Source organism: Methylobacterium sp. yr668, from assembly GCF_900116245.1.
Classification (GTDB): Bacteria; Pseudomonadota; Alphaproteobacteria; order Rhizobiales; family Beijerinckiaceae; genus Methylobacterium.
In genome coordinates this window covers 94,903-120,737 of record NZ_FOZY01000012.1, presented here as the reverse complement: position 1 = coordinate 120,737, position 25,835 = coordinate 94,903, and the positions used below count along the sequence as shown (strand labels likewise).

The window sequence follows — 25,835 nt, the reverse complement described above, 5'->3', positions numbered from 1 at the left end:
CGGGGCGGCGCCTCCTGCACCATCCGGGGACCGCCCGCAGAACGAGTCTTCGAACGTGAGCATGCAAGTCCTGATCGTCGAGGACGAGGAGGCCCTGAGCACGCTGCTCCGCTACAACCTGGAGGCCGAGGGCTTCCTGGTGGATTCGGCAGCGCGCGGCGACGACGCCGAGCTGCTCCTGGCGGAGCGGATCCCGGACCTCGTCCTGCTCGACTGGATGCTGCCCGGCCTCTCGGGGATCGAGCTGTGCCGCCGGATCCGGGCGCGCCGGGAGACCGAGCGCCTGCCGGTGATCATGCTCACCGCCCGCGGCGAGGAGGGCGACCGCGTCCGCGGGCTCGGCACGGGCGCCGACGACTACATCGTCAAGCCGTTCTCGGTCCCGGAGCTGCTCGCCCGGATCCGCGCGCTCCTGCGCCGGGCCAAGCCCGCCCACGTCTCGGACCGGCTGGCGGCGGGCGACCTGGAACTCGACCGCACCGGCCACCGCGTCCGCCGCGGCGGCGAGGAGCTGCATCTGGGCCCCACGGAGTTCCGGCTCCTGGAATTCCTGATGCTGGCGCCGGGCCGGGTCTTCTCCCGCGAGCAGCTCCTGGACGGGGTGTGGGGCCACGACGTCTACATCGACGAGCGCACCGTCGACGTCCATGTCGGGCGGCTGCGCAAGGCGCTGAACGGCCCGCGCCAGACCGACCCGATCCGCACGGTCCGGGGCTCGGGCTACGCCTTCGACGAGACCTTCTCGCTGGAGGCCTGAGGCGGCTCGAAGGGCTGTCGGAGCGCCTCACCGCTCCGGCGCACCGTCATCGCGAGCGGAGCGAGCGACCCAGGGCGGCGGGACGCCGGTGCGCGCGGCGCTGCTGGGTTGCTTCGCTCCGCTCGCAAAGACGATGGGACGGGCCCGCGAAGATTCACGCGTCCCGGCCTCCAGGGACTCAGCGCGCCAGCGCCGCGCTCCGGCCCGAGGCGGCCGGCACCGCCTCCAGCGCCGCCAGGACCGTCCCTTCGGTGAGGATCTGCGGCAGCACCTGGGGCTCTCCCGTCCCGGTATAGAGCAGGTAGAGCGGGACGCCGCTGCGCCCGTGCTTCTCCAGGAGGCGGGTGATCTCGGGGTTCTGGTTGGTCCAGTCGCCCTTCATGTAGGTCACGCCGCGCTCGGCCATCGCGGCCCGCACGGCCTTCGTGTTGAGCGAGGTCGCCTCGTTGACCGCGCAGGTGATGCACCACGCGGCGGTCATGTCCACGAAGACGGGGCGGTGCGCGTCGACCAGGGCGTCGAGGCGCGCCTGCGTGAACGGCTCGATCCCGTCGGCGGCGGCCTGCGCGGCCGGCGCGGCGCGGTCCCGGGGCAGGGTGACGGCGAGGGCCCCGACGGCGATCAGCGCCAGCGCCGCGGCGGCCTGCGCGACCCGGCCGGCCCGCGGCGGGGCGGCGCGGCCGTGCTCCCAGGCCCAGGCGGCGAAGCCCACGAGGACGAGGCCGATCAGCGCCGCCAGCAGCCCGCGCGGGTCGACCTGCTGCGCCAGCACCCAGATCAGCCATGCCACGGTGGCGTAGACCGGGAAGGCCAGCACCTGCTTGAGGGTCTCCATCCAGGCGCCCGGCCGTGGCAGCGCCCGCAGGGCCGGCGGCCAGAGGGTCAGGAGCAGGAAGGGCAGGGCGAGGCCGAGGCCGAGGCTCGCGAAGACGGCGAGCGCCACGCCGGCGCTCTGGGTCAGCGCGAAGCCCACCGCCGAGCCCATGAACGGCGCCGTGCAAGGCGTCGCCACCAAGGTCGCGAGCACGCCGGTGAAGAACGAGCCGCTCAGGCCGCCGCGCCGGGTGAGGCCGTCGCCGAGGCCGGCGAGCCGGCCGCCGACATGGACCGCGCCCGAGAGGCTCAGGCCCATCGCGAACAGCAGGTAGGCGAGCCCCGCCACGATGGCGGGCGACTGGAGCTGGAACCCCCAGCCGATCGCGGCCCCGCCGCTCTTCAGGCCGATCAGCGCGGCGGCGAGCGCCAGGAAGCTCGCCAGGACGCCGGCCGTGTAGGCGAGGCCGTGGAGCCGGAGCCGGGCCGGCCCCTCGCCCGCGTGCCGCACGAGGCCGAGCACCTTGATCGACAGGACCGGGAAGACGCAGGGCATCAGGTTGAGAATCAGGCCGCCGAGGAAGGCGAAGGCCGCGGCGGTCGCCAGCGTCAGCGCGTCGAAGTCGGCGGCGGCCGGCGCGGTCGCGGGCGGCGCGGTCGCGGCCGGCGCCGCGGCGGCCGGGAGCACCGGCTCGTCGCCGTACGCGAAGGCGAGCCGGCGGGTCCCGGCGGCGTCGACCGCCTCGACCGTCAGGACGCCGGGCAGCGCGGCGGGCACCGGGTCGGTCGGGCTGCTCCGGGCGAGGGTCAGGTGCAGGCCGGTCCCGTCGACGCTCATCACCTGCGCGGCGGCGTTGTCGATCGCCGTCTCGGCGTAGGGGAAGTACGCGGCGTTCCGGACCGCCTCGGGCTTGAGGCCGGCCGCGGCGAAATCGAGGCGCAGGGTGTCGCCCTGGCTCGACAGGCTCAAGGGCCAGAGCGCCGGCACGGGGAGCGCGGCGCGGGCGCGCGCGAACAGCGCGGCGTTGGCTTGGTCCGGCTCGGCCTTGCCGACCGGCAGGGTCAGGGCGAGATCGGCCGAGCCGGGCACGCACTCGGTCTCGCAGACGAGGTAAGTCAGCTTGGCCTGGATCCGCACCGGGTCGGCCGGGTCGAGGCTCGGCGGCGGCGTCACCGGGACGAGGAGCGTGACCTCGCCCTCGTAGCCGTAGTTCATGAGGGTCGCGATCGGGATGCGCTCCGGCGCCGGCCACCGGATCGCGCCGGCGCTGAAGCCGGCCGGCAGGGTCCAGGTCACCTCCGGGGGCAGGCCGGAATCGCCCGGGTTGCGCCAGTAGACGTGCCAGCCGGGCTTGACCTGCATCCGCACCGCCAGCGTGAAGGGCTGCGCGCCGGCAACGGCGGCGGGCTCGGCCACGAGGCTCGCGCGCACGAGGTCCGCGGGCGTGCGGAACCCCTGTGCCGCGGCGGCCGAGAGGCTCGCGGCGAGGGCCAGGATCAGGAGGGCGAGGCGGCGGATCATGCTGTCCCTTCGCGCGCGGGGCGGTCGCGGTTTCACGCGCGGCGTGTCGGGCTCGGCGCGGGCGTTTCCATGGCGTCCGGTCTTACCATGGCGTCGGGTCTTACCACGGACCGCGTTCGGGATCCCCTGCGGCCGGCTCACTCCTCGAGCGGCGCCGTCGCCCGCTCGAGCCAGTCGCGCGTCGCGGTGTCGAGCCCGGGCGCCAGGGTCTCGCGGACCCTCGCATGATAGGCGTCGATCCAGGCCCGCTCCCCGGGTTCGAGCAGGTCCGGCCGGATCAGCCGGCGGTCGTAGGGAGCGAGCGTCAGCGTCTCGAAGCCGAGCATCGGGCGCTCCCCGCCCGCGATCGCGCGGGCCTCGACCAGGACGAGGTTCTCGATCCGGATGCCGTAGGCGCCGCGGGCGTAGTAGCCCGGCTCGTTCGACAGGATCATGCCGGGCTCGAGCGCCACCGTGCCGGTCTTGGCGATCCGCTGCGGCCCCTCGTGCACCGACAGGAAGGCGCCGACGCCGTGACCGGTGCCGTGGTCGAAGTCGAGGCCCGCCTGCCAGAGCGGTGCCCGCGCGAAGGCGTCGATCTGGGCGCCGGTCGTGCCGACCGGGAACACCGCCCGGGCGATGGCGACGTGCCCCTTCAGCACCCGCGTGAACCGGTCGCGCATCTCCGGGCTCGGCGCGCCGACCGCGACCGTCCGGGTGATGTCGGTAGTGCCGTCCGGGTACTGCGCTCCCGAATCGATCAGGAACAGCTCGCCCGACTGGACCGCCCGGTCCGTGGCGCGGCTCACCCGGTAGTGGACGATCGCGCCGTTCGGTCCGGAACCCGAGATCGTGGGGAACGAGACCTCGCGCAGGTCGCCGCCGGCGGCCCGGAAATCTTCTAGGGCCTCGACGGCGGCGATCTCGGTGAGGCCGCCGGCCACGGCCGCACCGTCGAGCCAGGCGAGGAAGCGCGCGACGCTCGCCCCGTCCCGGACATGGGCGGCGCGGGCGCCCGCGATCTCGGCGGCGTTCTTGACCGCCTTCATGCCGGTTATCGGGTCCTTGCCGACATCGGCCGTGCCGCCGGCGGCCTCGATCTTCTCCTTCAGGGCGACGGCGCCGGTCGCGGCGTCGAGGCGGACGCGCACGCCCGCCAGGGATGCCAGCCCGTCGTCCAGGTCCGCTCGCGGCAGGATCTCGGCGATCGGCGCGAGCTCCGCCCGCAGGGCCGGATCGATGTTCGGAGAGACGAGGTACAGCCGGGCCCGTCCCTCGCGCGGCAGGATGGCGTAACCCAGCGCCAGGGGCGTGTGGGCGACGTCGGACCCGCGCAGGTTGAAGGCCCAGGCCAGGTTGTGCGGGTCGGAGATCACCAGGGCATCGCAGCCGCCCTCGGCGAGCGCCGCCCGGATTCGGCCGAGCTTGTCGGCGGCCCCCTCGCCGCACAGCGCGTCGGGATGGACCACCACCGGACCGGCCGGCGACCGCGGCCGACCGGCCCAGACCGCGTCGACGAGGTTCGGCACCGCCCGCACGGTCCCGCCGGCGCGGGTCACGGCCCGCTCGAGGCGCGCCAGACCGTCCGGGGTGTGCAGCCAGGGATCGTAGCCGAGCACCTGATCCCGCCGCAGGTTGGCCCCGACCCAGGCCTCCGGCGTCGATTCGGCGAGCGGCACCACCGTGACGAGGCCGGTATCGACCTGCTCGGGCGCCTGCAGGGTGTAGCGCCCGTCGACGACCAGCGCCGCGGACTCCATCAGGATCACGGCCGTGCCGGCCGAGCCGGTAAAGCCCGTGAGCCAGGCCAGCCGCTCGGCGTCGGCGGGAACGTATTCCGACTGGTGCTCGTCGGCCCGCGGCACGACGAAGCCGTCGAGTCCGGTCTCGCGCAGCGCCGCCCGGAGGGCCTCGATCCGCTCGGCGCCCTTCCGGTGGCTCGGGTCGTCGAAGCTCTGGAAGCGCTGGCGCTGTCGGGACGGACGGGTCTCGGTCATGTGGCGAGCCTAGCGCCCGCCGCTCCCGCGTCGCAACACCCTGTTGTCATGAGAAAGAGGTTGGTGGGAGGTCGGTTGCGGTGCTTAAAGATCGTTAGCAATCTTATCACGCCGCGGATTCTCGCTTATTACTCAGACATGCCACGCCGCGTTTACTACCGGATCAGCGACAGACCCGACGGCCGCTTCGACGCCGTCGTGACGATCGAGCCCGACACGGTCGTCCGCCGCGACGGCTTCGATTCGCTCGCCGAACTCGAAGAGTGGATCGACGGCCTGCGCGCGCTGATGGCGGCGCTCGGCGCGCCGGTGTCGCAGGCGGACGCACCGGGGTCGCCGGCCGAGACCGCGGGCGCGCCGGACCGGCCGGGCCGGCTGCGCACCGCGCGCTGATCAGCCGTTCGTGATCGGCAGGTCCGGCGCCCGGTCCGCCTGCGCCCCGTCGTAGCCCTCGAGCCAGGCCCGGCGCGCGGGCGAGTCGGCCGGATAGGGGCAGGCATCCTTGGGCCGCCCCTGCGCCCGGGCGCGGGCGCCCTCGTTGATGGGGTCAGCGGGCGGATCGTGGAGCGACGTCTGGCTCATGGCCGGACAACACGCCGGCGCGCGGGGAGTTCGGGGCGATGCCGCGCGGGTCAGCGCCGCGGACGCTGCGCCGCACCGCCGCGCCTCAGGACCAGGGCGACCCACCCCTCGATCACGCCGCGCCGCACGAGGGAGAAGCCCTGGAGACGGTAGGCGGAGAGCACGCCCGGCACGTCGCGCTCGATCAGGCCGGACAGGACGAGCACGCCCTCGGTGGCGACGACCCGCGCCAGGGTCGGGGCGAGGAGCCTGAGCGGCCGGGCCAGGATGTTGGCGAAGACGAGATCGAAGTGGCGCGGCCGGTCGGCGAGGCGGTGGCGGACCCCGGGCCCCTCGTAGAGCTTGAGATAGGGGCCGAGCCCGTTGGCGCGGGCGTTCTCGCGGGCCGTGCGCACGGCCTCCGCGTCCAGGTCGCCGGCCACCACGGGCTGCCGCAGGGCCTTGGCGGCCGCGAAGGCGAGGATCCCGGTTCCCGTGCCGACATCGAGGACGTGGACCGGGCGCCGGCGCTTGAGTTCCGAGACCAGGGCGCGGAGGCAGCCCAGCGTCGTTCCGTGATGCCCGGTCCCGAAGGCGAGGGCGGCCTCGATCTCGATGGCCAGATCGTTGCCCCGGACCGAATCGCGGTCGTGCGAGCCGTGGACGAGGAACCGGCCGGCCCGGACCGGCTTCAGGCCCTCCAGCGACGCGCGCACCCAGTCCTGCTGGTCGATCGTGCGGAACTCCGCCGCGTCGGCCGCGTCGCCGATGACCGGGCGGATCAGCTCGCGGACGTACTCCTCGTCGGGGGCGTCCGCGAAGTAGGCCTCCAGGCGCCACGTGCGCCCGTCCTCGTCCTCGAAGGCCGCCACCGCGGTCTCCGTGGGATCGAACATCTCGCCGAGGAGGTCGGTCATCGCGCGGGCCGAGCGTTCGTCGGTCAGCAGACGCAGGACGTGGGACGGGCGATGGGGCGGCAGGCCTTCGAGCATGGTGCCCGGCTGTAACGCCGGGGCGCGCCGCAGCCCAGGGGCTGGCGCGAAAAAATCCGGGCCCGGCAAGGGTGGGGCCGCGGGGAAGGGCGGCGGAGCGGACCGGCGGCCCCGCCCGTTGTTGCCTGACGGTCACAAGCGCCAATACTTATCTTCTGCGCGACTCAAACCAGTGTCCACAGCCATCGCGTGTGCTTAAACAATCTCGGCTTACCCAAGGCCGGACCCTCAACTCGGGCGCGCCGCACTTCCCGGAGCGGCGCGCCTGTTTTGACAGACGATCGTGCTGCCATGACCGCGCCTCTCCTCATCAGCGTCGCCTTCGCGGCCGTGACCGCGGGCGCCGCCACGCTCTGGGCCTTGCTGGTCGCGAACGGCATGAACGGCATGCCGGAGGCGCGCCCGACCGAGCGGCACGACATCCGGACCTGGTGACGGCGCGACACCGATTCGCGCGAGCGGGCGCCCAGGAATGAGGCAGGTTGTTCGCGCGTTAACCAAATGATGTACGGCAGTTGCGGAACTGGCCGACTTGCGCGGCGTTTTTGCCGGCTTTTTACGTGAATCACGATTGAGCAGGGTGCGTACAGCGTGACCAAGTCCCGGCGTTCCGGCCCCCGCGGGCCCGTGGTCGTCAACGGTGCGGCCGTGCCTGCCCGACCACGCGAGCGGATCTTCGGCGGTCCCGCACCGGACGGGCCGCTCCCGGGCCATCTCCTCGTCCTGCTGAGCCGCCTCCACCGCGCCGAGGCCGAGCCCAAGGACCGGCCGGAGGCCAAGCTCGGCTGACGCGCGGTCACCCGGGTGGCCGGGCCTTGGCCGACCGCCCGCGCGCGCCTATGATCCCCGTCGTTCCCCGCCGTATATAGCGGGTCGCGACCGGAGAGATCTGCGTGATGCCCCTGACTCGACGGATCCTGGTCGCCTGCGCGCTCGCGGCGCTGATCCTCGCGCCGACCGACAGGGCAGCGCGGGCGGACGAGCCGGTCGTCGTGTTCGCGGCCGCGAGCCTCAAGAACGCCCTCGACGACGCCGCGGCAGCCTGGACGAAGGCGACCGGCAAGACCGCGCGGATCTCCTACGCCGGCTCGAACGCCCTCGCGAAGCAGATCGAGGCGGGGGCGCCGGCAGACCTGTTCATCTCGGCCGACCTCGCGTGGATGGATTACGTCGACCGGGCCGGGCTGCTGAAGGCCGGCTCGCGGATCGACCTCCTGCGCAACGCCCTGGTGCTGATCGCCCCGGGGCCGAAGGACAGCGCGGCGGATCCGCAGGTGGCCCTGGCGCCGAACCTCGGCACCACGCTGACGCGGATCCTCGGCGGCGGGCGGCTGGCGATGGCGACGATCGACGCCGTTCCCGCCGGCAAGTACGGCAAGGCCGCCCTGGAGAAGCTCGGCGCCTGGGACGCCGTGAAGGGGCAGGTCGCCCAGGCCGAGAACGTGCGCGCCGCCCTCCTGCTGGTCGCCCGGGGCGAGGCGCCGCTCGGCATCGTCTACGCCACCGACGCGGCCGCGGACCCGAGCGTCCACGTTGTGGCGACCTTCCCGGCCGACAGCCACCCGCCGATCGTCTATCCGGCGGCGGTGACCCGGGAGTCGCGCAACCCGGATGCCGGGACGCTGCTCGGCTACCTGCGCGGCCCGGAGGCCCGGGGCTCCTTCGAGCGCCAGGGCTTCACGGTGGTCGCGCAGCCCGGCGCCAGCCAGTAGCGGCGCGCCGCCCCCTTGCTCGGGCTCACGCCGGACGAGTGGACCGCCGTCGGCCTGAGCCTGCGGGTGGCGACGGTGGCGACGCTCGCGAGCCTCGTGCCCGGGCTCGCCGTGGCGTGGCTGCTGGCGCGGCGCCGGTTCCCCGGCCGCGCCCTGCTGGACGGGCTGGTCCACCTGCCGCTGATCCTGCCCCCGGTCGTGACCGGCTACCTGCTGCTGCTGGCCTTCGGCCGGCGCGGCCCGCTCGGCGCGCCCCTCGCCGAGATCGGCGTGGTCTTCTCCTTCCGCTGGACCGGGGCGGCGCTGGCCTGCGCGGTGATGGGCTTCCCGCTCATGGTGCGGGCGATGCGGCTGTCGATCGAGGCCGTGGACCGGCGCCTGGAGCAGGCGGCCGGGACGCTGGGCGCGAACCCCTTCGCGGTGTTCCTGACGATCACGCTGCCGCTCAGCCTGCCCGGGTGCCTCGCGGGCGCCGTGCTGGCCTTCGCCAAGGCGATGGGGGAGTTCGGCGCGACCATCACGTTCGTCTCGAACATCCCCGGCGAGACCCAGACCCTGCCGTCGGCGATCTACACGCTGACGCAGGTTCCCGGCGGGGAGGGGCCGGCCCTGCGCCTCACCCTGATCTCGATCGCGCTGTCGGTCGCGGCGCTGCTGGTGTCGGAATTCCTGGCGCGGCGGGCCGGTCGACGCCTGGGGGCGGGCTGAATGGCGGCCGATCCGGGGCGGGACGCCCGCTCAGGCATACGCGTAGGGTCCGCCCTGCTGCAGCGCCCTCTGGTAGGCCGGACGGGCATGGATGCGCGCGAGCCAGTCCGCGACGCGCGGGCCCGCGCCCGTGCCGCGCGCCGCGAAGGCCTCCAGCGGGAAGCTCATCAGGATGTCGGCCGCGGTGAAATCGGCGCCGCAGAAATACGGGCGGCCGGCGAGTTCCGTCTCCCAGAAGGCCGCGTGCCGGCGCAGGTCCGGATCGACGAAGCCCCGCAGCACCGTGTCGGCGATCCGCCGGACGAGGGGCCGCAGCGGCCAGGGACTGCCCGGCGCCAGCCGCCCGAAGACCAGCTTCAGCAGCAGCGGCGGCATCGCCGAGCCCTCGGCGTAGTGCGACCAGTAGACGTAGCGCCGCCGCTCCTCCGTCCCGGGCCCGGGCACCAGCCGCGCGCCGGCCAGATCCGTCAGGTAGGCGACGATCGCGCCGGTCTCGGCGACCACCGTCCCGCCGTCGGTGATCACCGGCGCCTTGCCCAGCGGGTGGACGGCCAGGAGCTCGGCGGGCGCGCGCAGGGTCCGCGGGTCGCGGGCGTGGCGGATCACGCGGTAGGGCAGCTCCAGTTCCTCCAGCAGCCAGAGCACGCGCTGCGAGCGGCTGTTCTCGAGGTGGTGGACCGTGATCATCGCGGGCAAGTCCGGGCCGGCGCCGGGACGCGCCGGGGCTCCTGTTACGCGAGTCTGTCCGCGTGAGCATCCAGGTCGACGTCCAGCTCCGGCGCGGCGCCTTCGCGCTCGCGGCCGCCTTCGAGGCCGGGCCGGGGCTGACCGCCCTGTTCGGACGCTCGGGCTCGGGGAAGACCACGCTGATCGACCTGATCGCCGGCCTCGCGCGGCCGGACCGGGGCCGGATCGTCGTCGGCGGCACCCCGTGGGTCGACACCGCGTCCGGCCTGGTCCTGCCGTCGCACCGGCGCCAGGTCGGCGTGGTGTTCCAGGACGCGCGGCTGTTCCCGCATCTCAGCGTCCGGACCAATCTCGGCTACGGCCGGGTCTTCGCGCGGCACCGCGCCGACCCGGCGGCCTTCGCGGCCGTGACCGACATGCTCGGCATCGACCATCTCCTCGACCGGCGGCCCGCCGGTCTCTCGGGCGGCGAGCGCCAGCGGGTGGCGATCGGCCGAGCGCTGCTGGCGAGGCCGCGCCTCCTGCTGATGGACGAGCCCCTCGCGGCCCTGGACGAGGCCCGCAAGGCCGAGATCCTTCCCTACATCGAGCGCCTGCGCGACGAGGCCGGCGTGCCGATCCTCTACGTCAGCCACGCCGTCTCCGAGGTGGCCCGGCTCGCCAACACGGTGATCGTGCTGGAGGCCGGGCGGGTGGCCGCCGCCGGCCCCGCGGAGACGATCCTGCGCCGCGCCGATCTCGTGCCGATCCACGAGGCCGAGGCCGGCGCGCTCCTCGACATGGTCGTCGAGGCCCTCGACGCCGCCACCGGGCTCACGCGCCTGACGGGCGCCGCCGGGAGCCTGCTGGTGCCGGGCCTGTCGCGCCCGGCCGGGACGCGGCTGCGGGTGCGCATCCCCGCCCGCGACGTGCTCGTCGCCACCGAGCCTCCCCGCGGCCTCAGCGCCCGCAACGTGCTGGCCGGCCGGATCTGCGGCCTGACGGCCGCGGGCGCCGAGACGGCGGTGGAGATCGACTGCAACGGCGCCCGTCTCGTGGCGCGCGTGACCGGCGCGGCCGTCCGCGAACTCGGCCTCGCCCCGGGGCGCGAGGTCCACGCCATCGTCAAGAGCGCGTCCTTCGATCCGGCGGGGATCGGCCTGCTGCGGCCTCCGCGGGCGATCTGAGACCGCGACGCGGCTCGGTGCGACGAGCCGGTCGAGCCCGGGAGGCGCACCCGGGGCGCAGACCACTCGCTTTGGTTGTAAAATTGAGCATTAAAACAACCATTAGTTAGAACATCGCCGCCACGATGGATCGTGCAGTGGTCGTGCTGCGCGAGTCGCGGAGGGCGATGCGATGGGCATGCGGCGCTTGCGCCGGCGGAGTGCGCCGAACGGGTGGACCTGCCGGCGCGGCAGTTCCGCGGTGGAGTTCGCCCTCGTGGCGCCCGTGCTGTTCCTGCTCTTCGCCGGGATCGCGGTGTTCGGGATCTGCCTCGGCGCGGCCCACAACCTCCGCCAGATCGCCGCCGAGGCGGCCCGCGCCTCCGTGGCCGGCGTCACGGATGCCGAGCGCGCGAATCTCGCCCAGTCCATGGTGAACCGGAGCCTGAGCGCCGGCGCGATGTTCCGGCCGGGCAGCATCGTCGTGCAGGTCGGGCCGGATCCCAGCGACGCGACGGTGTACACGGTCACCGTCACCCTCGACGCCAACACGCTCGGCATCAACGCCTTCGCGCGCCTGCTGCCGATGCTCCCGACCGTGCTGCGCAGCACCGTCAGCGTCCGGAAGGGCGGCCTGTGATCGGCCGGGGCGGGCGCCTGCGCCGCTTCGGGGCCGCGCGCGGCGGCAACGTCGCGATCCTGGTGGCGCTCGGCAGCGCGATGCTGATGGGGGCGGGCGCGGTCGGGATCGATCTCGGCCTGGTCTTCCAGGCGCGGCGCAAGGCGCAGGGGGCGGTGGACATCGCCGCCATGCTGGCGGCCGTCGATCCGAGCCAGGCCGACACGGTCGCCCGCCGCTCCCTCGGCGACAACGGCTACGGCGCGGCGACCGCCACGGTCGCGCCCGGCAGCTACGACGCGAGCACCAAGGGCGTCGCCCCGGGCGGCCGGTTCAGCGCCGGCGGCAGCCCGGCGAACGCGGTGCGGGTCGGCCTCGCGACCTCGGTCCCGGTGACCTTCGGCCGGGCGATCGGCCTGCCCGCCGCGGTGCCGCTGCGGGTGACCGGCACCGCCGCGAGCGCGCAATTCGCCGCCTTCACGATCGGGTCCGGCACGCTGAAGCTCGACGGCGGCATCGCCAACGCCCTGCTCGGCGCGCTGCTCGGGGCCAAGCTGTCGCTCAGCGTCAGCGACTACGATGCCCTGGCCAGCGCACGCGTCGACGGGCTGCGCGTCCTCGACGCCCTCGGGGCGAGCCTCAACATGCAGGCCGCGAACTACACCGACATCGTTCAGGCGAATGCCAGCGTCGGTCAGATGCTGATGGCGCTCCGGGTCGCCGCGGCGGACAACGGCAGCGCGGTGTCGGCCCTGTCGGGGATCCTCAACGCCCTGCCGAATGCCGGAAACCTCGTCGCGATCGGCCAGGTGGACGGGCTCGGCGACGCCGCCGCGCTGGCGCCGCCGCGGGGCTTCGCCGGCCCCTCGCTCAACGTGCTGAACCTGCTGGGCGCGGCCGCCTCTCTGGCGAACGGCCAGAATCAGGTGGCGATCGATCTCGGAGCCACGGTGCCCGGCCTGCTCTCGACCCGCCTGACCCTGGCGATCGGAGAGCGCAAGCGCAGCTCGGGCTGGGTCCGGCCGGGCAGCCGGAACGCCACCGTGCAGACGGCGCAGACCCGGCTGCTGATCGAGACCACCGTCACGGCGCTCGGGCTCGGAACCATCACCCTGCCGGTCTACGCGGAGGTGGCACCGGCGCAGGCGACCCTGCGGTCGCTCAGCTGCGCCGGGTCCGGCGGACGCAAGGTCACCCTCGACGCGCAGACGGGACTGGCGACGCTGGCGATCGCGCAGGTGCCGCGCACCGCGATCAACGGGGGCAGCGCGAGCCCCGACCTGTCGCAGCCTGCGCCCCTGGTCACGGTGCTCGGGATCACCGTCTCCGGGCGCGCCCTGGCGACGCTCGGCACCGGGTCGCAGACCCTCGTGTTCTCGGACGCGGACATCGCCAACCACACGGTGCGCACGGTCGCCTCGGGCAACCTGACCCAGTCGCTCACCGGCAGCCTGCTGCGCAATCTCGTGCTGAGCGTCGGCGACGTCGGCGTGCCGCCGCTGATCCAGTCGACCCTGACGACCGCCCTGGGCACCGTGACGCCGGGTGTCGACCTCGTGCTCGACACCGTCCTGCGCAGCCTCGGCCTGCGTCTGGGCTACGCCGACCTCGAGGTCGACGGCACCCTCTGCAACCAGGCCGTGCTGGTGCAGTGAGCCGGGCCGGACGGCCCGGCAGAGCCCCGACAGGACGCGGCAGCCCCGCTCAGTGGCCGCCGCGGCGCGCACCGGTCGTGGAGGCCTTGGCGATGCGCCGTCCGAGGTGCAGCAGCAGCATGTCGATCAGGAGTTGAAGCTCGGAATCCGTCACCCCCTCCAGGGCGTCGCGGCATTCGAGAGCGCGGTCGACCGCCTGGGTGAGCGCGTCCGCGGGCTCGGGCATCGCGCGCGTCGCCGACGGCTCGTCGGTCACGTCGATGATGACACCGTGCCCGAGGCGCCGGCTCGAGGCGCCCGGCGGGATCCGGCCGCGATCGAGGATCCGGCGGACCTGCCCCGAGGGCGACAGCGTCCGGTACTCGGCCACGAACAGGCCGCCGCGCTCGCGCAGAGCCTTGAACTGCCGCACCACGGCCGGCCGATCCTCGGGATGGACGCAGGCCTTGGCGACCGAGAGCGGGAGGGGGCGCCCGGCGAGTCCGGCATCCCCGGCCAGCACCTCGGCGGCGCCGGCATCGAGGACGCACCGCTCGGCGCGCGGCGACCACGACCACGCGCCGATGATCCCGGAGGCGTCGAGGGCGGCCGAGAGGTCGACCGGCCGAGGGCGGGGGCCCTGGATTGCGTCGGCCATCATGGGCGAACTCCGGTTCCAGCGCGCACCGTGCCCGCCTTCGTCGGAGACATACAACCGTTGATGGAATTAATGAGCAGTTAACTCAACTCGATAGCCCGTGAAGCATCAACGGCATTCCCCTGCGCGGACGGCGGAATCCCGATCGTCGGGCCGCCGGGCCGCACCGATCGGGGCCGGGATCGACCCGCTCAGGTTGCAATCGCGGTCGCGCCTCAGCCGAGCTGCGTGAGCAGCGCGAAGGCGCCGAAAATCAGGACCGCCCCCACCGAGGCGGCGAGCAGGATGAGCGCCGCGCGCGATTCCCGCATCTCCGGTGACATGGCGCCCTCCCTTCGCGGCCCGCGTTGGCTCGCGGGCGAGTTCCGTCAGGATTCGCACCGGCCGGCCGCGCTGTCGACGGCCGAACGGGCTCGCGCGGCGACATCGCCCGCCATCCGGAAAGTCCCGGAGGGCGGGGACGGCGCCCGGCGTCAGGCCGCGGTGCGGCGCTCGACCATCCGCGCCAGGAAGGCGCTGCCGATCGGGATGATCGAGTCGTCGAAGTTGTAGCCGGCATTGTGCAGGCCGGGCCCCGGATTGGCGCCGAGCCAGACATAGGCGCCGGGGACCGCCATGGTCATGTCGGCGAAGTCCTCGCTGCCCATCTTGGGCACGACGTTCGACTCGACCTTGTCGGCGCCCAGGAGCTCGGTGGCGACCTCCGTGGCGGCGGCCGCCTGCGCGGGGGCGTTCTCCAGGACGGAGAACACGTCCTGCAGGTCGACCGTGACCTCGGCGCCGTAGGCCGCGCCGAAGCCGGCCGCCAGCTCGCGCATGCGGGTTCCAGCGAGCGCCCGGATCTCCTTGTCGAAGGTGCGGATCGTGCCGGCGAGGTGGGCAGTCTCGGGGATCACGTTGTAGGCGGAGCCCGCCTCGATCCGGGTGATCGACAGCACGATGGACTTCAGCGGGTCGGCGTTGCGCGACACGATCGACTGGAGCGCCTGGGCGAGGCCGGTGGCGATGATGATCGGGTCGACGCCCCGGTGCGGCTGGGCGGCGTGGATGCCCTTGCCGCGGATGTGGATGTCGAAGAAGTCCGCCGCCGCCATGATCGGCCCCGGCCGCAGCTTGATCATGCCGTGGCCGCCGCCGGGCTGGTTGTGCAGGCCGTAGATCTCGTCGCAGGGGAAGCGCTCGAACAGGCCGTCCTTCAGCATGGCCCGGGCGCCGCCGCGGCCCTCCTCGGCCGGCTGGAACACGAACACCGCGGTGCCGTCGAAATCGCGGGTCTCGGCGAGGTAGCGCGCCGCCCCCAGCAGCATCGTGGTGTGCCCGTCATGGCCGCAGGCGTGCATCTTGCCCGCGTAAGTCGAGCGATAGGGGAGGTTGGTCTCCTCCTCGATGGGCAGGGCGTCCATGTCGGCGCGCAGGCCGATGCGCTTGCCGTTGTCGGTGCGGCCCTTGAGCAGGCCCACCACCCCGGTGCCGCCGACGCCGCGATGCACCTCGCAGCCGAACGTCTCGAGGAGGTCGGCCACGATGCCGGCGGTGCGCACCTCCTCGAAGCCGAGCTCCGGATGGGCGTGCAGGTCGCGGCGCAGGGCCGTCAGCTCGTCGGCGTAGGTCTTGATGCGGTCGATCGGGCTCATGGCTCGGAACTCTCGGGGGGGGAGGTGTTGGGGGACGAGGCGTCGGGGGGCGTCGCGCAGGCGTCGCCCGCGTCCGCGCGCCGGAACGGCGTCAGCGTGTCGAGGACGTCGACCGCCTCGGCGACGTGGGCGCGCTCCCGCTGCAAGTAATCGGCCACCGCGCGGCGCAGCGCCGGGTCGGCGATGTCGTGGGCCGAGTGCATCAGGACCGGCCGGTAGCCGCGGGCGAGCTTGTGCTCGCCCTGGGCACCCGCCTCGACCCGCTTCAGGCCCCGGGCGATCGCGAAGTCGATCGCCTGATAGTAGCAGATCTCGAAATGCAGGAAGGGGTGGTCCTCGATGCAGCCCCAGTTGCGCCCGTAGAGCGCGGTATCGCCGATGAGGTTGATCGCCCCCGCGATGTAGGCGTCCCCGCGCTTCGCCATCACGAGGAGCACCCGGTCGGCCATGCGCTCGGACAGGAGCGAGAAGAACCGGCGGTTGAGGTAGGGCCGCCCCCACTTTCGCGAGCCCGTGTCCATGTAGAAGGCGTAGAACGCGTCCCAGTGGGCCTCGGTGATGGCCGCGCCGGTCAGGTGCTCCACGGTGATGCCCGGCGCCAGGGCGTCGCGGCGCTCCTTGCGGATGGTCTTGCGCTTGCGGGAGGCGAGGGCGGACAGGAAGTCGTCGAAGGTCGCGTAGCCGTCGTTCTGCCAGTGGAACTGCTGGTCGGTGCGCTGCAGGAAGCCGGCCGCGCCGGCCCGCTCCCACTCCGCCTCGCGCATGAAGGTGACGTGGATCGAGGAGGCCTTGGTCTCGCCCCGCAGCGCCCGCAGGCCCGCGACGAGGCCGGCCGTGGCCTCGTCGGGATCGGCCCCCGGGGCGATCAGGAAGCGCGGCCCGGTCACCGGCGTAAACGGCACGCTGACCTGGAGCTTGGGGTAATAGGCGCCGCCGGCCCGCTCGTAGGCGTCGGCCCAGCCGTGGTCGAAGACGTACTCGCCCTGGCTGTGCGATTTCAGGTAGCAGGGCGCGACGCCGAGGCGGACGCCGTCGCGCTCGACCGAGACGTGGAGCGGCAGCCAGCCGGTCCTGCGCGAGACGCAGCCCGAATCCTCCAGCGCCGACAGGAAAGCGTGCGACAGGAAGGGGTTGTGGGTCTCGTCGCCCGCCGCCAGGGTCTCGGGCGAGAAGGCGCAGGCATCCCATTCCGCCGCGCCGATCTCCTTCAATCCGGGAAGCGCCCGCACGGTCAGTGCGGCGGTCTCCGGCGTCGGCCCGGGTGCTTGCTTCATGGGCCGGACTCTAGCCCCTGACCGGCCGGGGGCAAGCGGGCGGATGCGCGCGGCGACCATGGCAGCGTTGTCAGACGGCCGCCGACGTCACCCGCCCCGCGCTTTCGCGCGGCCTCCAGGACGGCGTGCGGCGACGCGCGCGCTCCGAACCGGACGGCGCCTTCGCGGCCCGCGCTCACTCGCCGAGGCGGCCGACGCACGACACGTCGTCCGCCTTGCAGTCGAGGTATCCCTTCAGGACCTTGATCCGCGCGTCGGTCAGCCCCTTCAGGCAGCCGTTGTACTCCATCGCGTAGGCCGAGCCCCCGTCGAGGCCCATGGTCTCGAGGAAGCAGGTCGCGTCCCGGTACGACAGCCAGGCCTTCTGGGCGCCCCGCAGGGCGTCCTTCGTCTTCGGGCCGATCTTCTTCATCAGCTGCCCGTAGACGGCGTTCAGCGCCGTGTCGGCGGCCCGGTAATCGGCAGCCGCGCAGGCGTTGAGATCCGCCTGGGTCGTGCCCGCGCACGGGTCGGCCGCCGAAGCGGGCGCCGGGCAGAGCAGGGTCGCGGCGAGGGCGAGGCCCCCGCAGAGCCGCGCGAAGCGGGCGCGGGCGTCACTCGAAGCGGTCATGGCGATTTTGGTCGGACAGAATCGGACAGGGCGTAGGAAAATTTACGGCACGAAGCCCTCGAACACCATCTGGTCCGCGTGCGCGGCCGCGCGGGCGCGCTGCTCCGCATTCCGGACCGTCCAGGTCATGACGGGGATCTGACCGAGCAGCCGGCAGAGGTAGGTCGGCGCGCAGGGCAGGTCGTCCACCCGCCAGGACAGGAAGTCGGGCCGCGTCTCGGCGAGGTGCAGCAGGTCGGAGAGGGACCGGCGGAGCGAGGGGGTCAGCGCCGCATAGACCGGGTCGTCCTGCGTCGTTTCCGCCACGATGCCCCGCGGGATCGCGGCGGGGCAGAGGTCGCGCAGGGCCGCGACCACCTGCGGGTCGAAGGATTTCAGCGCCACCGGCCCGTCATAGGCGGCGGCCACTTCGGCGGCGCGGGTCGCGAGCCGCAGGTCGCCGTCGTAGCGGGACTTCACCTCGATCACCACCGGCACCGCCCCGGCCACCGCCGCCAGGAAGGCCGGCAGCGTCGGGATCGTCTCCGCGGACCCGGCGACGGCGAGCGTCCCGAGTTCGGCGGCCGACCGGTCGGCCAGAGCCGCGCTCGCCCCGGTCAGGCGCCCGAGCGCGGCGTCGTGGAAGACCATCGCCTCGCCGTCGGCGCTGAGCTGGACGTCGCACTCGATGGCGAAGCCGCCCGCGACGGCCGCCCGGGCCGCCGCCAGCGTGTTCTCCGGCCGGCCCGCCGCGCGGTCGTGCAGGCCGCGATGGGCGATCGGCCGCGCGGTGAGCCAGTCGGGGGCGGCCACCGTCAGCGGACCTCGAACATCGCCTCGACCTCGACGGCGGCGTCGAGGGGCAGCTCGGCCACGCCGACGGTGGAGCGCGCGTGACGCCCGCGGTCGGCGAGGAGCTCGACCATCAGGTCGGAAGCACCGTTCATCACCCCGGCCACGGCCGAGAAGCCCGGCGCCGCGTTGATGAAGCCGCCGAGCCGCACGCACTGGACCACCGCGCGGTCGAGGTCGCCCACCGCGGCCTCGAGCTGGGCGAGCACGTTGAGGGCGCAGAGGCGCGCGGCCGCCTTGCCGGCCTCGGCCGAGACGTTGCCGCCGACCTTGCCCTTGTGCTCGGCCGCGATGGCGCCGTCCGCGCCGAAGCAGACCTGGCCGGAGATCACCACGAGGTTGCCGGCGCGCACGAACGGCACGTAGTTGGCGACCGGCGCCGCCGCCTTCGGCAGCGTCAGGCCCAGCGCCGCCAGGCGTTCCTTGATCGAGCTCATCGGGTTCTCCCAGGTTCCTGCGAATCCGCGGGAGCAGGAGCACGGCCGCCCCCCGCGGCGCAAGGGCCGCCACCGCGAAGGCCGGGATCGCGGCCCCGCGATTCTCCGGTGATCCGGGACGGGCCCGCCGCAGATTCGCCGTCAGGATCGGCTCTATCGGTGCCGCGCGCAGGGCTGCCCGTCGGGCCCGCCGGGCACTGAAACGTTGACAGGCGCCGGCTCTTTCATAGTAATCGCGCGCGTGCCGCCCAGGACTGAGGCGGCACTTTCATTTGGAGCCGGCTCAACGCTCGCTCCGGGATCCTGCGTGAAACGGAGATGGGACCCGTGACGTCAGCCCTTCTGCCGACCTACGTCCGCGCGCCGCTCGCTTTCGAGCGCGGCGAGGGCGCCTGGCTCGTGACGGAGGGTGGGGAGCGATATCTCGACTTCGGCGCCGGCATCGCGGTGAACGGCCTCGGCCACGCGCACCCGCACCTCGTCGGCGCGCTGACCGAGCAGGCGGGCAAGATCTGGCACACCTCGAACCTGTTCCAGATCCCGGGCGGCGAGCGCCTCGGGCAGCGCCTCGTCGACGCGACCTTCGCGGACGTGGTGTTCTTCTGCAACTCGGGCGCGGAGGCGAACGAGGCGGCGATCAAGATCGCCCGCAAGTACCACGCGGCCGGCGGGCAGCCGGAGCGCTACCGGATCGTCACCTTCGCGGGCGCCTTCCACGGGCGGACGCTGGCGACGCTCGCGGCCGGCGGCCAGCAGAAGTACATCGAGGGTTTCGGTCCGAAGGTCGAGGGCTTCGACCAGGTCCCGGCCGGCGACTGGGCGGCGCTGGAGGCGGTGATCGGGCCGGAGACGGCGGCGCTGATGATCGAGCCGATCCAGGGCGAGGGCGGCGTGCGGGAGATCCCCCACGCGGACCTGCGCCGGCTGCGCGAGATCTGCGACGCCAACGGCCTCCTGCTGATCATGGACGAGGTCCAGACCGGCGTCGGCCGCACCGGGCGGCTGTTCGCGCACGAATGGTCCGGCATCACCCCGGACATCATGAGCGTCGCCAAGGGCATCGGCGGCGGCTTCCCGCTGGGCGCCTGCCTCGCGACCCGCGAGGCCGCGCGCGGCATGACGGCCGGCACGCACGGCACCACCTTCGGCGGCAACCCGCTCGCCATGGCGGTGGGCAACGCCGTGCTGGACGTCGTGCTGGAGGAGGGCTTCCTCGCGCGCGTCGCCCGCTCCGGCCTGCTGCTCAAGCAGAAGCTCGCGGCCCTGCGCGACCGCCACCCGCACGTCATCCAGGAGATCCGCGGCGAGGGGCTGATGCTCGGCCTCAAGCTCGGCGTGCCGAATACCGACTTCGCCGCCGCCGCGCGGGACGCGCACCTGCTGGTGATCCCGGCGGGCGACAACATCGTCCGCCTGCTGCCGCCGCTGACCATCGGCGAGGCCGAGATCGACGAGGCGGTCCGCCGCCTGGACGCGGCGGCGTCCGGCTTCGAGGCCGTGCGCGGCGCGGCCGAGTAGGATCGATCCGCGCGATTGAGAACACCGCCCCCCGGACCCCGGAGGGCGGCCCGAAGCATTTCCGGGCGCGGTCGATCCCGCCGCGCGTGACGGAGATGCCCCTGCCAGGAGGTAGAGTGCGGTTCATGATCAGGTGATCGGTGAGCAGACTCTAGTGATTGTGACGCGATGAAAGCCCAGATTGACGGCCGGGCACAGGCCCCGGCCAGGCACCTGAACGGTGCCGGCCCTCGTCATTTCCTCGACCTCAAGGATTTCTCCGGTGCGGAGCTGCGCCGGGTCCTCGATGCCAGCGCCGCCATCAAGGCGCGCCGCCGCAAGGGCGAGCTGGCGGCCGAGCGCCCGCTCACCGGCAAGACCCTCGCTATGGTGTTCGACCGGCCCTCGACCCGCACCCGTGTCTCCTTCGACGTGGCGATGCGCGAGCTCGGCGGCGAGACCCTGATGCTCACCGGCTCCGAGATGCAGCTCGGCCGCGGCGAGACCATCGGCGACACCGCGCAGGTGCTCTCGCGCTTCGTCGACGCGATCATGATCCGCATCCTCGACCACGGTCAGATGCTGGAGCTGGCCGAGTACGCCACCGTCCCGGTGATCAACGCCCTGACCAAGGTCTCGCACCCGTGCCAGATCATGGCCGACGTGCTGACCTTCGAGGAGCATCGCGGGCCGATCCGCGGCCGCAAGGTCGCGTGGTCGGGCGACGCGAACAACGTGCTGGCGAGCTGGGTCCACGCCGCCGCCCGGTTCGACTTCACCCTGAACATCGCGAGCCCGCCGGAGCTCGCGCCGCCGCCGGCGCTCCTCGCCTGGGCGCAGCAGGAGGGCGCCGACGTCCACGTCACCACCGACGCCTTCGCGGCGGTGGACGGCGTCGATGCCGTCGTCACCGATTGCTGGGTGTCGATGGGCGACGACGACGAGGCGCACCGCCACAACCTGCTCAGCCCCTATCAGGTCAACGACAAGCTGATGGCGGCGGCCAATCCGGGCGCGATCTTCATGCACTGCCTCCCGGCCCACCGCGGCGAGGAGGTGACGGCCGAGGTGATGGACGGCCCACGCTCCGTGGTGTTCGACGAGGCCGAGAACCGCCTGCACGCGCAGAAGGGCATCCTGGCCTGGTGCCTCGGCGCCAGCGGGCTCTGATCCCGCCGGCACATTGTCCGGCCTCGCGCTCGCGGGATCGGCGCACCATATAGGCGTGAGCGGGCGGCCCGTGCTGCCCGTCTCCCCATCACGGCCGCCGGAAGGCGGCATCCCGGCGACGAACGGAGCGCGCTGCGCCGCCGCTCCCGCTCCGGGCTGGACGGGGTGAGGGATCCGATCGCTCCGCCAAGGTCATCGCCTCACGCCGCCCGGCCCCCGGGAGGACGGATCCCCGCTTTGCCGGCACGCGCCGCCGGACGCATCGATCGGAGAGGGCATGACCTCAGGAACGCAGTCGCACCCCCAGTCGCCATCCCAGCCCCAGAATGCCGGCAACGGCCATGCCGGCGCGGACGACGCCGTCCTGCCCTTCGCCGTCGAGGCGCTGGACGTCCGCGGCCGCGTCGTCCGGCTCGGCCCGGCCGTCGACACGATCCTGCGCCGCCACGGCTACCCGGACCCGGTGGCGCGCCTCCTCGGCGAGGCCGCGGCGCTGACGGTGCTGCTCGGCTCCTCGCTCAAGTTCGAGGGCCGGTTCCAGCTCCAGACCAAGACCGACGGTCCGGTCGCGATGATCGTGGTCGATTTCGAGGCCCCGGACCGGCTGCGCGCCACCGCGCGGTTCGAGCCGGAGCGGGTCGCGGCCCTCGGGACTGGGCCGCTCAAGGATGCCGAGCTGATCGGCACCGGGCATCTCGCCATGACCATCGACCAGGGCACAGCGGCGAGCCGCTACCAGGGCGTCGTCGCCCTCGAGGGCCAGAGCCTGGAGGAGGCCGCGCACCAGTACTTCCGCCAGTCGGAGCAGATCCCCACGCAGGTGCGCCTCGCCGTAGCCGAGGCCGTGGAGGAGGGAGCCGGGCGCTGGCGGGCCGGAGGGCTGCTCGTGCAGTTCCTGCCCCAGTCGGTGGACCGGGCGCGCCTCGCCGACCTGCCCCCGGGCGATATCCCGGAGGGGCACGCGCACCTCTCGGGGGAGGCGCCGGAGGACGATGCCTGGGTCGAGGCCCGCTCGCTGGTCGCGACCATCGAGGATCACGAGCTGGTCGACCCGAACGTGTCGAGCGAGCGGCTGCTCTACCGGCTGTTCCACGAGAGCGGGGTGCGGGTGTTCGACCGCCAGCCGGTTCAGGAGACCTGCCGCTGCTCGCGGGAGCGGGTGATGGGCATGATCCGCTCGTTCACGCCGCAGGAGCGGCACGAGATGGTGGCGGATGACGGGCGCATCGTCATCACCTGCGAGTTCTGCTCCCGGCGCTACGACCTCGATCCCCAGGAGGTCGAGGCCGAGATCGCCGGACAGCCCGGCCAGTAGAGCGCAGGACAGCGGGCCTGCGGACCAGCATGCCCGCGTCTACGGCCAAGCTTTTCCGCGCGAAACGCACGAAGATCGGTATTCGTTGCGTAAATTTTTGATCCCTCCAGGCTGAACCGTTTCGCGACCTTTGACGTTGCGTCGCAGATTCAACATTGGAGGGTACGCCATGCGGAAATTATCGATCGGATTGGCCGCGCTGCTGATCAGCACCTCGGCCTACGCCCAGCAGGGTAGCGCCGATCGCGGCGCCGGGATGGGCGGTCGCGGCGGTCAGGGTGGCGCCGAGTCCGGCATGAAGGCCGGCGGCGGCGAGCGCGGCGGCATGCAGGCCGGCGCCCAGGGTGGCATGCAGGGTGACATGAAGGGCGGCCGCCAGGCGGCGTCCGAGCGCTCCGGTGCCGAGGCAGGCCGGTCCGCGCAGGGCCGCGAGGCCGGCGGCGAGGGCCGCACGGGTCAGGATCGCATGGCTCAGGACAAGGACCGGGCCGGCGCCGAGCGGGGCGACCGCCGCGGTGATCGCGCCGACCGCGACGAGCGCGGGGATCGCGACGGCGCGCGTGCCGATCGCGGCGACCGCCGCGGTGACCGCCGCGCCGACCGGACCGATTTCCGCGGCCGGACCGACGTGAGCCGGACGGATGTCCGGTCCGAGCGGGTCGAGGGCGGCTTCCGCCGCGAGGGCCGCTACGTGTTCATCGGCGGCCGCCGGGTCGTGTACGGCTCGCCGGAGTATCGCCGCCTGATCGTCACCGAGAATCGCGGCCCGCGCGCGCGCTACGTCGTGATCCGCGGCCAGCGCGTGCTCTACGGTTCGCCCGAGTACCGCCGCCTGGTCAGCGTCCGCGAGACCGGCCCGCGCGAGCGCTACGTCGTCATCCGCGGCCAGCGCGTGGTGTACGGCTCCCCCGAGTACCGCCGCCTCGTCTCCGTCCAGGAGGACCGCTTCGTGACGATCCGCGGCCAGCGGGTGCGCTACGGCTCCGCCGAGTACCGGCGCCTGAGCGGCGGCGGTGCGGTCAGCGCGAGCTTCCGCTCCGAGCAGCGCGCCGGCGCGCGCTTCGACAACCGCGGCGAGCGCGACGGCATCCGCAACGCGTCGCGGAACGAGGGCCGCAACGCAGGCCGGATGGACCGGAACGACCGCGGCCAGGATCGCGGGATGGACAAGGCCTCCCGTCAGCAGGAAGGCAAGAACGACGGCATGCGCAACAGCGACATGCGCGGCGGCCAGCAGGACGGCATCCGCAACGCGTCGGACCGCGGCGGCCAGCAGGGCGGCATGAAGGCCGGCGCCGAGGGCGGCCGGACGGGCGGCGCGGAGCGCGGCGGCATGAGCGGCAATGCGGGCGGCAACGCGGGCGGCAACGGTGCCATGGGCGGCGCCCAGGGTGCCGGCCGGACCGGCGGCCAGACGGGCGGTGCCGGCCGCAACTGAGCGGCGTGAGCGCGGGGGAGGGGCCGACGGGCTCCGCCCCCGCGTCGTTTCGAGCTCGTCCGTCGCCCGTCGGCGGCGGACGAGACCCGGTTCAGACCTTCAGGACGGGCTCGGCGATGTCGCCGCCTCCGCCGCGGGCCCTCAGGTAGTCCGGCTGGAACAGGCACATCCGCACGGCGTCGCGGTAGCGCCCGTTCACGAAGAACTCGTCCTTCAGCACGCCCTCGGGGTGGAAGCCGCAGCGCTCGTAGATCCGCACGGCCCGGGCATTGTCCCGGTCGACGTGCAGGTAGAGCTTGTGGATGTTGAGCACGCTGAACGCGTAATCCATGGCGATCCGGGTGGCCTGCCACGCGTAGCCGCGGCCCTGGAAGCTCGGGTGGATCGCGATCTGGAACTCGCAGCGCCGGTGGAGGTGGTTGATCTCGACGAGCTCGATCAGCCCGGCCGGCTCCCCGCTCGGATCGGCCACGATGAAGCGCCGCTCGGTCTGATTGTGGATGTTGCGCTCGTAGAGTTGCTGCAGCTCGGCGAAGGACTCGTAGGCCTCCTCGAACCAGTAGCGCATGATGCTGTCGTTGTTGTTGAGCTGGTGGACGAAGCGCAGGTCCTCCCGCTCCAGCGGACGCAGCTTGATGGTGATACCGGTCACCGCATTCATGACGCACTGGCCTCGATCAGCTCGCGCAGGAAAAGCTCACCCTGGCCCAGGGCATCCAGGGTGATGAACTCGTCGGGCTGGTGCGCCTGGGCGATGTCGCCGGGGCCGCAGACCACCGTCGGGAGACCGGCCGCCTGGAAGCGCCCGGCCTCGGTGGCGTAGGGGACCGCGACGGTGTGGTTGCGTCCGGCGAGGCGCAGGCAGAGGCGCTCGGCCGCCGAGCCCGGCTCCGGGGCGAGGCCGGGGATGTCGACCTCCTCCAGCGTCTCGATCCGCCCGAACGCGCCGTAGCGGTTGAGGCGCTCGCGGGTGACCCGCTCGACCTCGGCCGCGAAGAGCCGCGGGATCTCGGCCGGGTCGAGATCCGGCAGGCCGCGATACTCCCAGAGGAAACGGCACTCCTTGGCGAGGATGTTGCGGGCGGTGCCACCCTGGATCGTCCCGACATGGACCGTGGTCGAGGCCGGGTCGAACCGCCCGGACGGGTCGCCGCGCTCGATCATCAGGTCGGCGATCCGGTTGAGGCCGGCGACGAGGTCGCAGGCGGCCGATACGGCGTTCGCGCCGAGGGCGGGGCGGGCGGAATGGGCCTCGTGGCCGTGGACCGTGGTGAGGCAGGTGACGATGCTCTTGTGGGCGTCCGCCACCTCCATCCCGGTGGGCTCGCCGACGATCACCGCGGCCGGCCGCGGCAGGCCGTCGCCGAACCGCGCGATCCCGTCCATCGAGCCGAGGCAGGTCGTCTCCTCGTCGTAGGAGAGCAGGATGTGGATCGGCCGCTTCAGGCCGGCGGCGAGCATGTCGGGCACGAGCGCCAGGGCCAGCGCGTCGAAGCCCTTCATGTCGACCGCGCCCCGTCCGTAGGCCCGGCCGTCGGCGACGCGCAGGGTGAACGGGTCGCCGGTCCAGGCCTGGCCCGCCACCGGCACCACGTCGGTGTGTCCGGACAGGACGGTGCCGCCGTCGACCATCGGGCCGACCGTGGCGAGGATGGCGGCCTTGTCGCCCGCCGCGTTCGGGAGGCGCAGGTACGGGACGTCCCAGCCGTCGAGATAGGCGCAGACGGCGTCGATCAGGGCGAGGTTGGACTTGTCGCTCTCCGTATCGAAGGACACGAGGCGGGCGAGCATGTCGAGCGGGCTCAGCCGCTCGCCGGTCGCGGACATGGATTCCTCCGGGGCGAG

General features: G+C 73.3%; 26 protein-coding genes. 13 read left to right on the top strand and 13 right to left on the bottom strand.

Annotated elements, in window-relative coordinates:
- Positions 1 to 61 precede the first annotated feature (61 nt).
- Complete coding sequence (gene phoB, locus BM419_RS16810; protein WP_042671704.1) at positions 62 to 757, top strand: phosphate regulon transcriptional regulator PhoB; 696 nt, start codon at positions 62 to 64, stop codon at positions 755 to 757.
- A 178-nt stretch (positions 758 to 935) separates the two neighbouring features.
- Here phoB and BM419_RS16805 read toward each other — a convergent pair whose 3' ends face one another.
- Together BM419_RS16805 and BM419_RS16800 are read right to left on the bottom strand one after the other, a co-directional pair.
- Positions 936 to 3,092 (bottom strand): protein-disulfide reductase DsbD family protein, encoded by a 2,157-nt coding sequence (locus BM419_RS16805; protein ID WP_175556318.1) that lies wholly within the window; start codon positions 3,090 to 3,092, stop codon positions 936 to 938.
- A gap of 137 nt (positions 3,093 to 3,229) precedes the next feature.
- On the bottom strand, positions 3,230 to 5,068 hold the full coding sequence (locus BM419_RS16800) for an aminopeptidase P family protein (RefSeq protein WP_020094145.1): 1,839 nt from the start codon (positions 5,066 to 5,068) through the stop codon (positions 3,230 to 3,232).
- Between the two features lie 138 nt (positions 5,069 to 5,206).
- Between BM419_RS16800 and BM419_RS16795 the strand changes: the two genes are divergently transcribed.
- Positions 5,207 to 5,461: a hypothetical protein gene (locus tag BM419_RS16795; RefSeq protein WP_056534027.1), complete on the top strand. Its 255-nt coding sequence runs from the start codon at positions 5,207 to 5,209 to the stop codon at positions 5,459 to 5,461.
- Here the strand turns inward: BM419_RS16795 and BM419_RS16790 are convergent, their stop codons facing one another.
- Together BM419_RS16790 and BM419_RS16785 are read right to left on the bottom strand one after the other, a co-directional pair.
- Positions 5,462 to 5,650 carry a ribosome modulation factor gene (locus tag BM419_RS16790; protein ID WP_091927090.1) on the bottom strand — a complete coding sequence of 63 codons (189 nt, stop codon included), beginning with the start codon at positions 5,648 to 5,650 and terminating at the stop codon, positions 5,462 to 5,464.
- Between the two features lie 50 nt (positions 5,651 to 5,700).
- The gene (locus BM419_RS16785; RefSeq protein ID WP_091927089.1) at positions 5,701 to 6,621 is read right to left on the bottom strand and encodes a 50S ribosomal protein L11 methyltransferase; all 921 of its coding nucleotides are present in this window, start codon (positions 6,619 to 6,621) and stop codon (positions 5,701 to 5,703) included.
- 291 nt (positions 6,622 to 6,912) lie between these two features.
- Between BM419_RS16785 and BM419_RS32420 the strand changes: the two genes are divergently transcribed.
- From BM419_RS32420 to modB, 4 genes are all read left to right on the top strand, one after another.
- Positions 6,913 to 7,056 (top strand): hypothetical protein, encoded by a 144-nt coding sequence (locus BM419_RS32420; protein ID WP_020094149.1) that lies wholly within the window; start codon positions 6,913 to 6,915, stop codon positions 7,054 to 7,056.
- Between the two features lie 213 nt (positions 7,057 to 7,269).
- Entirely contained in the window at positions 7,270 to 7,410 is a 141-nt protein-coding gene (locus BM419_RS16780; protein WP_234082796.1) for a hypothetical protein, read from the top strand.
- 107 nt (positions 7,411 to 7,517) lie between these two features.
- On the top strand, positions 7,518 to 8,333 hold the full coding sequence (gene modA, locus BM419_RS16775; protein WP_091927088.1) for a molybdate ABC transporter substrate-binding protein: 816 nt from the start codon (positions 7,518 to 7,520) through the stop codon (positions 8,331 to 8,333).
- 15 nt (positions 8,334 to 8,348) lie between these two features.
- Positions 8,349 to 9,041, top strand: a complete 693-nt coding sequence (gene modB, locus BM419_RS16770; protein ID WP_020094152.1) for a molybdate ABC transporter permease subunit — start codon at positions 8,349 to 8,351, stop codon at positions 9,039 to 9,041.
- 30 nt (positions 9,042 to 9,071) lie between these two features.
- Here the strand turns inward: modB and BM419_RS16765 are convergent, their stop codons facing one another.
- Entirely contained in the window at positions 9,072 to 9,728 is a 657-nt protein-coding gene (locus tag BM419_RS16765; RefSeq protein ID WP_091927087.1) for a glutathione S-transferase, read from the bottom strand.
- A 62-nt stretch (positions 9,729 to 9,790) separates the two neighbouring features.
- Between BM419_RS16765 and modC the strand changes: the two genes are divergently transcribed.
- From modC to BM419_RS16750, 3 genes are all read left to right on the top strand, one after another.
- Entirely contained in the window at positions 9,791 to 10,894 is a 1,104-nt protein-coding gene (gene modC, locus BM419_RS16760) for a molybdenum ABC transporter ATP-binding protein (protein WP_091927086.1), read from the top strand.
- Positions 10,895 to 11,135: 241 nt separating this feature from the next.
- Positions 11,136 to 11,513, top strand: coding sequence for a TadE/TadG family type IV pilus assembly protein (locus BM419_RS16755; protein WP_244539964.1), 378 nt, complete (start codon positions 11,136 to 11,138; stop codon positions 11,511 to 11,513).
- Positions 11,510 to 13,147 carry a TadG family pilus assembly protein gene (locus BM419_RS16750; protein ID WP_091927085.1) on the top strand — a complete coding sequence of 546 codons (1,638 nt, stop codon included), beginning with the start codon at positions 11,510 to 11,512 and terminating at the stop codon, positions 13,145 to 13,147. Before BM419_RS16755 ends, BM419_RS16750 begins: the two co-directional genes overlap by 4 nt.
- Before the next feature lie 49 nt (positions 13,148 to 13,196).
- On the opposite strand, the gene BM419_RS16745 is transcribed toward BM419_RS16750, so the two are convergent.
- The 6 genes from BM419_RS16745 to BM419_RS16720 form a co-directional block, all read right to left on the bottom strand.
- On the bottom strand, positions 13,197 to 13,787 hold the full coding sequence (locus tag BM419_RS16745) for a PAS domain-containing protein (protein ID WP_091927084.1): 591 nt from the start codon (positions 13,785 to 13,787) through the stop codon (positions 13,197 to 13,199).
- Between the two features lie 470 nt (positions 13,788 to 14,257).
- Positions 14,258 to 15,418 carry a M20 aminoacylase family protein gene (locus BM419_RS16740; RefSeq protein ID WP_091927083.1) on the bottom strand — a complete coding sequence of 387 codons (1,161 nt, stop codon included), beginning with the start codon at positions 15,416 to 15,418 and terminating at the stop codon, positions 14,258 to 14,260.
- Positions 15,415 to 16,692: a GNAT family N-acetyltransferase gene (locus tag BM419_RS16735; RefSeq protein WP_091927082.1), complete on the bottom strand. Its 1,278-nt coding sequence runs from the start codon at positions 16,690 to 16,692 to the stop codon at positions 15,415 to 15,417. Before BM419_RS16735 ends, BM419_RS16740 begins: the two co-directional genes overlap by 4 nt.
- Positions 16,693 to 16,867: 175 nt before the next feature.
- Positions 16,868 to 17,302: a lysozyme inhibitor LprI family protein gene (locus BM419_RS16730; protein ID WP_091927081.1), complete on the bottom strand. Its 435-nt coding sequence runs from the start codon at positions 17,300 to 17,302 to the stop codon at positions 16,868 to 16,870.
- Positions 17,303 to 17,344: 42 nt separating this feature from the next.
- Entirely contained in the window at positions 17,345 to 18,094 is a 750-nt protein-coding gene (locus BM419_RS16725) for a glycerophosphodiester phosphodiesterase family protein (RefSeq protein WP_091927080.1), read from the bottom strand.
- Between the two features lie 2 nt (positions 18,095 to 18,096).
- Positions 18,097 to 18,570, bottom strand: a complete 474-nt coding sequence (locus BM419_RS16720) for a RidA family protein (protein WP_020094162.1) — start codon at positions 18,568 to 18,570, stop codon at positions 18,097 to 18,099.
- Between the two features lie 327 nt (positions 18,571 to 18,897).
- Between BM419_RS16720 and BM419_RS16715 the strand changes: the two genes are divergently transcribed.
- The 4 genes from BM419_RS16715 (at position 18,898) to BM419_RS16700 (ending at position 23,990) form a co-directional block, all read left to right on the top strand.
- Positions 18,898 to 20,088, top strand: a complete 1,191-nt coding sequence (locus tag BM419_RS16715) for an aspartate aminotransferase family protein (protein ID WP_026605084.1) — start codon at positions 18,898 to 18,900, stop codon at positions 20,086 to 20,088.
- 168 nt (positions 20,089 to 20,256) lie between these two features.
- Positions 20,257 to 21,237 (top strand): ornithine carbamoyltransferase, encoded by a 981-nt coding sequence (argF, locus tag BM419_RS16710; protein ID WP_091927079.1) that lies wholly within the window; start codon positions 20,257 to 20,259, stop codon positions 21,235 to 21,237.
- Positions 21,238 to 21,514: 277 nt separating this feature from the next.
- Positions 21,515 to 22,552 carry an Hsp33 family molecular chaperone gene (locus BM419_RS16705; protein WP_091927078.1) on the top strand — a complete coding sequence of 346 codons (1,038 nt, stop codon included), beginning with the start codon at positions 21,515 to 21,517 and terminating at the stop codon, positions 22,550 to 22,552.
- A gap of 169 nt (positions 22,553 to 22,721) precedes the next feature.
- Positions 22,722 to 23,990, top strand: coding sequence for a hypothetical protein (locus tag BM419_RS16700; protein WP_091927077.1), 1,269 nt, complete (start codon positions 22,722 to 22,724; stop codon positions 23,988 to 23,990).
- A gap of 91 nt (positions 23,991 to 24,081) precedes the next feature.
- Here the strand turns inward: BM419_RS16700 and speG are convergent, their stop codons facing one another.
- Both speG and argE read right to left on the bottom strand, forming a co-directional pair.
- Entirely contained in the window at positions 24,082 to 24,633 is a 552-nt protein-coding gene (gene speG, locus BM419_RS16695; RefSeq protein ID WP_026605087.1) for a spermidine N1-acetyltransferase, read from the bottom strand.
- Between the two features lie 14 nt (positions 24,634 to 24,647).
- On the bottom strand, positions 24,648 to 25,817 hold the full coding sequence (gene argE / locus BM419_RS16690; protein WP_091927076.1) for an acetylornithine deacetylase: 1,170 nt from the start codon (positions 25,815 to 25,817) through the stop codon (positions 24,648 to 24,650).
- Positions 25,818 to 25,835 lie beyond the last annotated feature (18 nt).

Excerpts from the sequence above, each read along its gene's own strand:
- phoB (WP_042671704.1), top strand. The coding sequence starts at position 62 with ATGCAAGTCCTGATCGTCGAGGACGAGGAGGCCCTGAGCACGCTGCTC.
- BM419_RS16805 (WP_175556318.1), bottom strand. The coding sequence starts at position 3,092 with ATGATCCGCCGCCTCGCCCTCCTGATCCTGGCCCTCGCCGCGAGCCTC.
- BM419_RS16800 (WP_020094145.1), bottom strand. The coding sequence starts at position 5,068 with ATGACCGAGACCCGTCCGTCCCGACAGCGCCAGCGCTTCCAGAGCTTC.
- BM419_RS16795 (WP_056534027.1), top strand. The coding sequence starts at position 5,207 with ATGCCACGCCGCGTTTACTACCGGATCAGCGACAGACCCGACGGCCGC.
- BM419_RS16790 (WP_091927090.1), bottom strand. The coding sequence starts at position 5,650 with ATGAGCCAGACGTCGCTCCACGATCCGCCCGCTGACCCCATCAACGAG.
- BM419_RS16785 (WP_091927089.1), bottom strand. The coding sequence starts at position 6,621 with ATGCTCGAAGGCCTGCCGCCCCATCGCCCGTCCCACGTCCTGCGTCTG.
- BM419_RS32420 (WP_020094149.1), top strand. The coding sequence starts at position 6,913 with ATGACCGCGCCTCTCCTCATCAGCGTCGCCTTCGCGGCCGTGACCGCG.
- modA (WP_091927088.1), top strand. The coding sequence starts at position 7,518 with ATGCCCCTGACTCGACGGATCCTGGTCGCCTGCGCGCTCGCGGCGCTG.
- BM419_RS16765 (WP_091927087.1), bottom strand. The coding sequence starts at position 9,728 with ATGATCACGGTCCACCACCTCGAGAACAGCCGCTCGCAGCGCGTGCTC.
- BM419_RS16745 (WP_091927084.1), bottom strand. The coding sequence starts at position 13,787 with ATGATGGCCGACGCAATCCAGGGCCCCCGCCCTCGGCCGGTCGACCTC.
- BM419_RS16740 (WP_091927083.1), bottom strand. The coding sequence starts at position 15,418 with ATGAGCCCGATCGACCGCATCAAGACCTACGCCGACGAGCTGACGGCC.
- BM419_RS16735 (WP_091927082.1), bottom strand. The coding sequence starts at position 16,692 with ATGAAGCAAGCACCCGGGCCGACGCCGGAGACCGCCGCACTGACCGTG.
- BM419_RS16730 (WP_091927081.1), bottom strand. The coding sequence starts at position 17,302 with ATGACCGCTTCGAGTGACGCCCGCGCCCGCTTCGCGCGGCTCTGCGGG.
- BM419_RS16720 (WP_020094162.1), bottom strand. The coding sequence starts at position 18,570 with ATGAGCTCGATCAAGGAACGCCTGGCGGCGCTGGGCCTGACGCTGCCG.
- argF (WP_091927079.1), top strand. The coding sequence starts at position 20,257 with ATGAAAGCCCAGATTGACGGCCGGGCACAGGCCCCGGCCAGGCACCTG.
- BM419_RS16705 (WP_091927078.1), top strand. The coding sequence starts at position 21,515 with ATGACCTCAGGAACGCAGTCGCACCCCCAGTCGCCATCCCAGCCCCAG.
- BM419_RS16700 (WP_091927077.1), top strand. The coding sequence starts at position 22,722 with ATGCGGAAATTATCGATCGGATTGGCCGCGCTGCTGATCAGCACCTCG.
- argE (WP_091927076.1), bottom strand. The coding sequence starts at position 25,817 with ATGTCCGCGACCGGCGAGCGGCTGAGCCCGCTCGACATGCTCGCCCGC.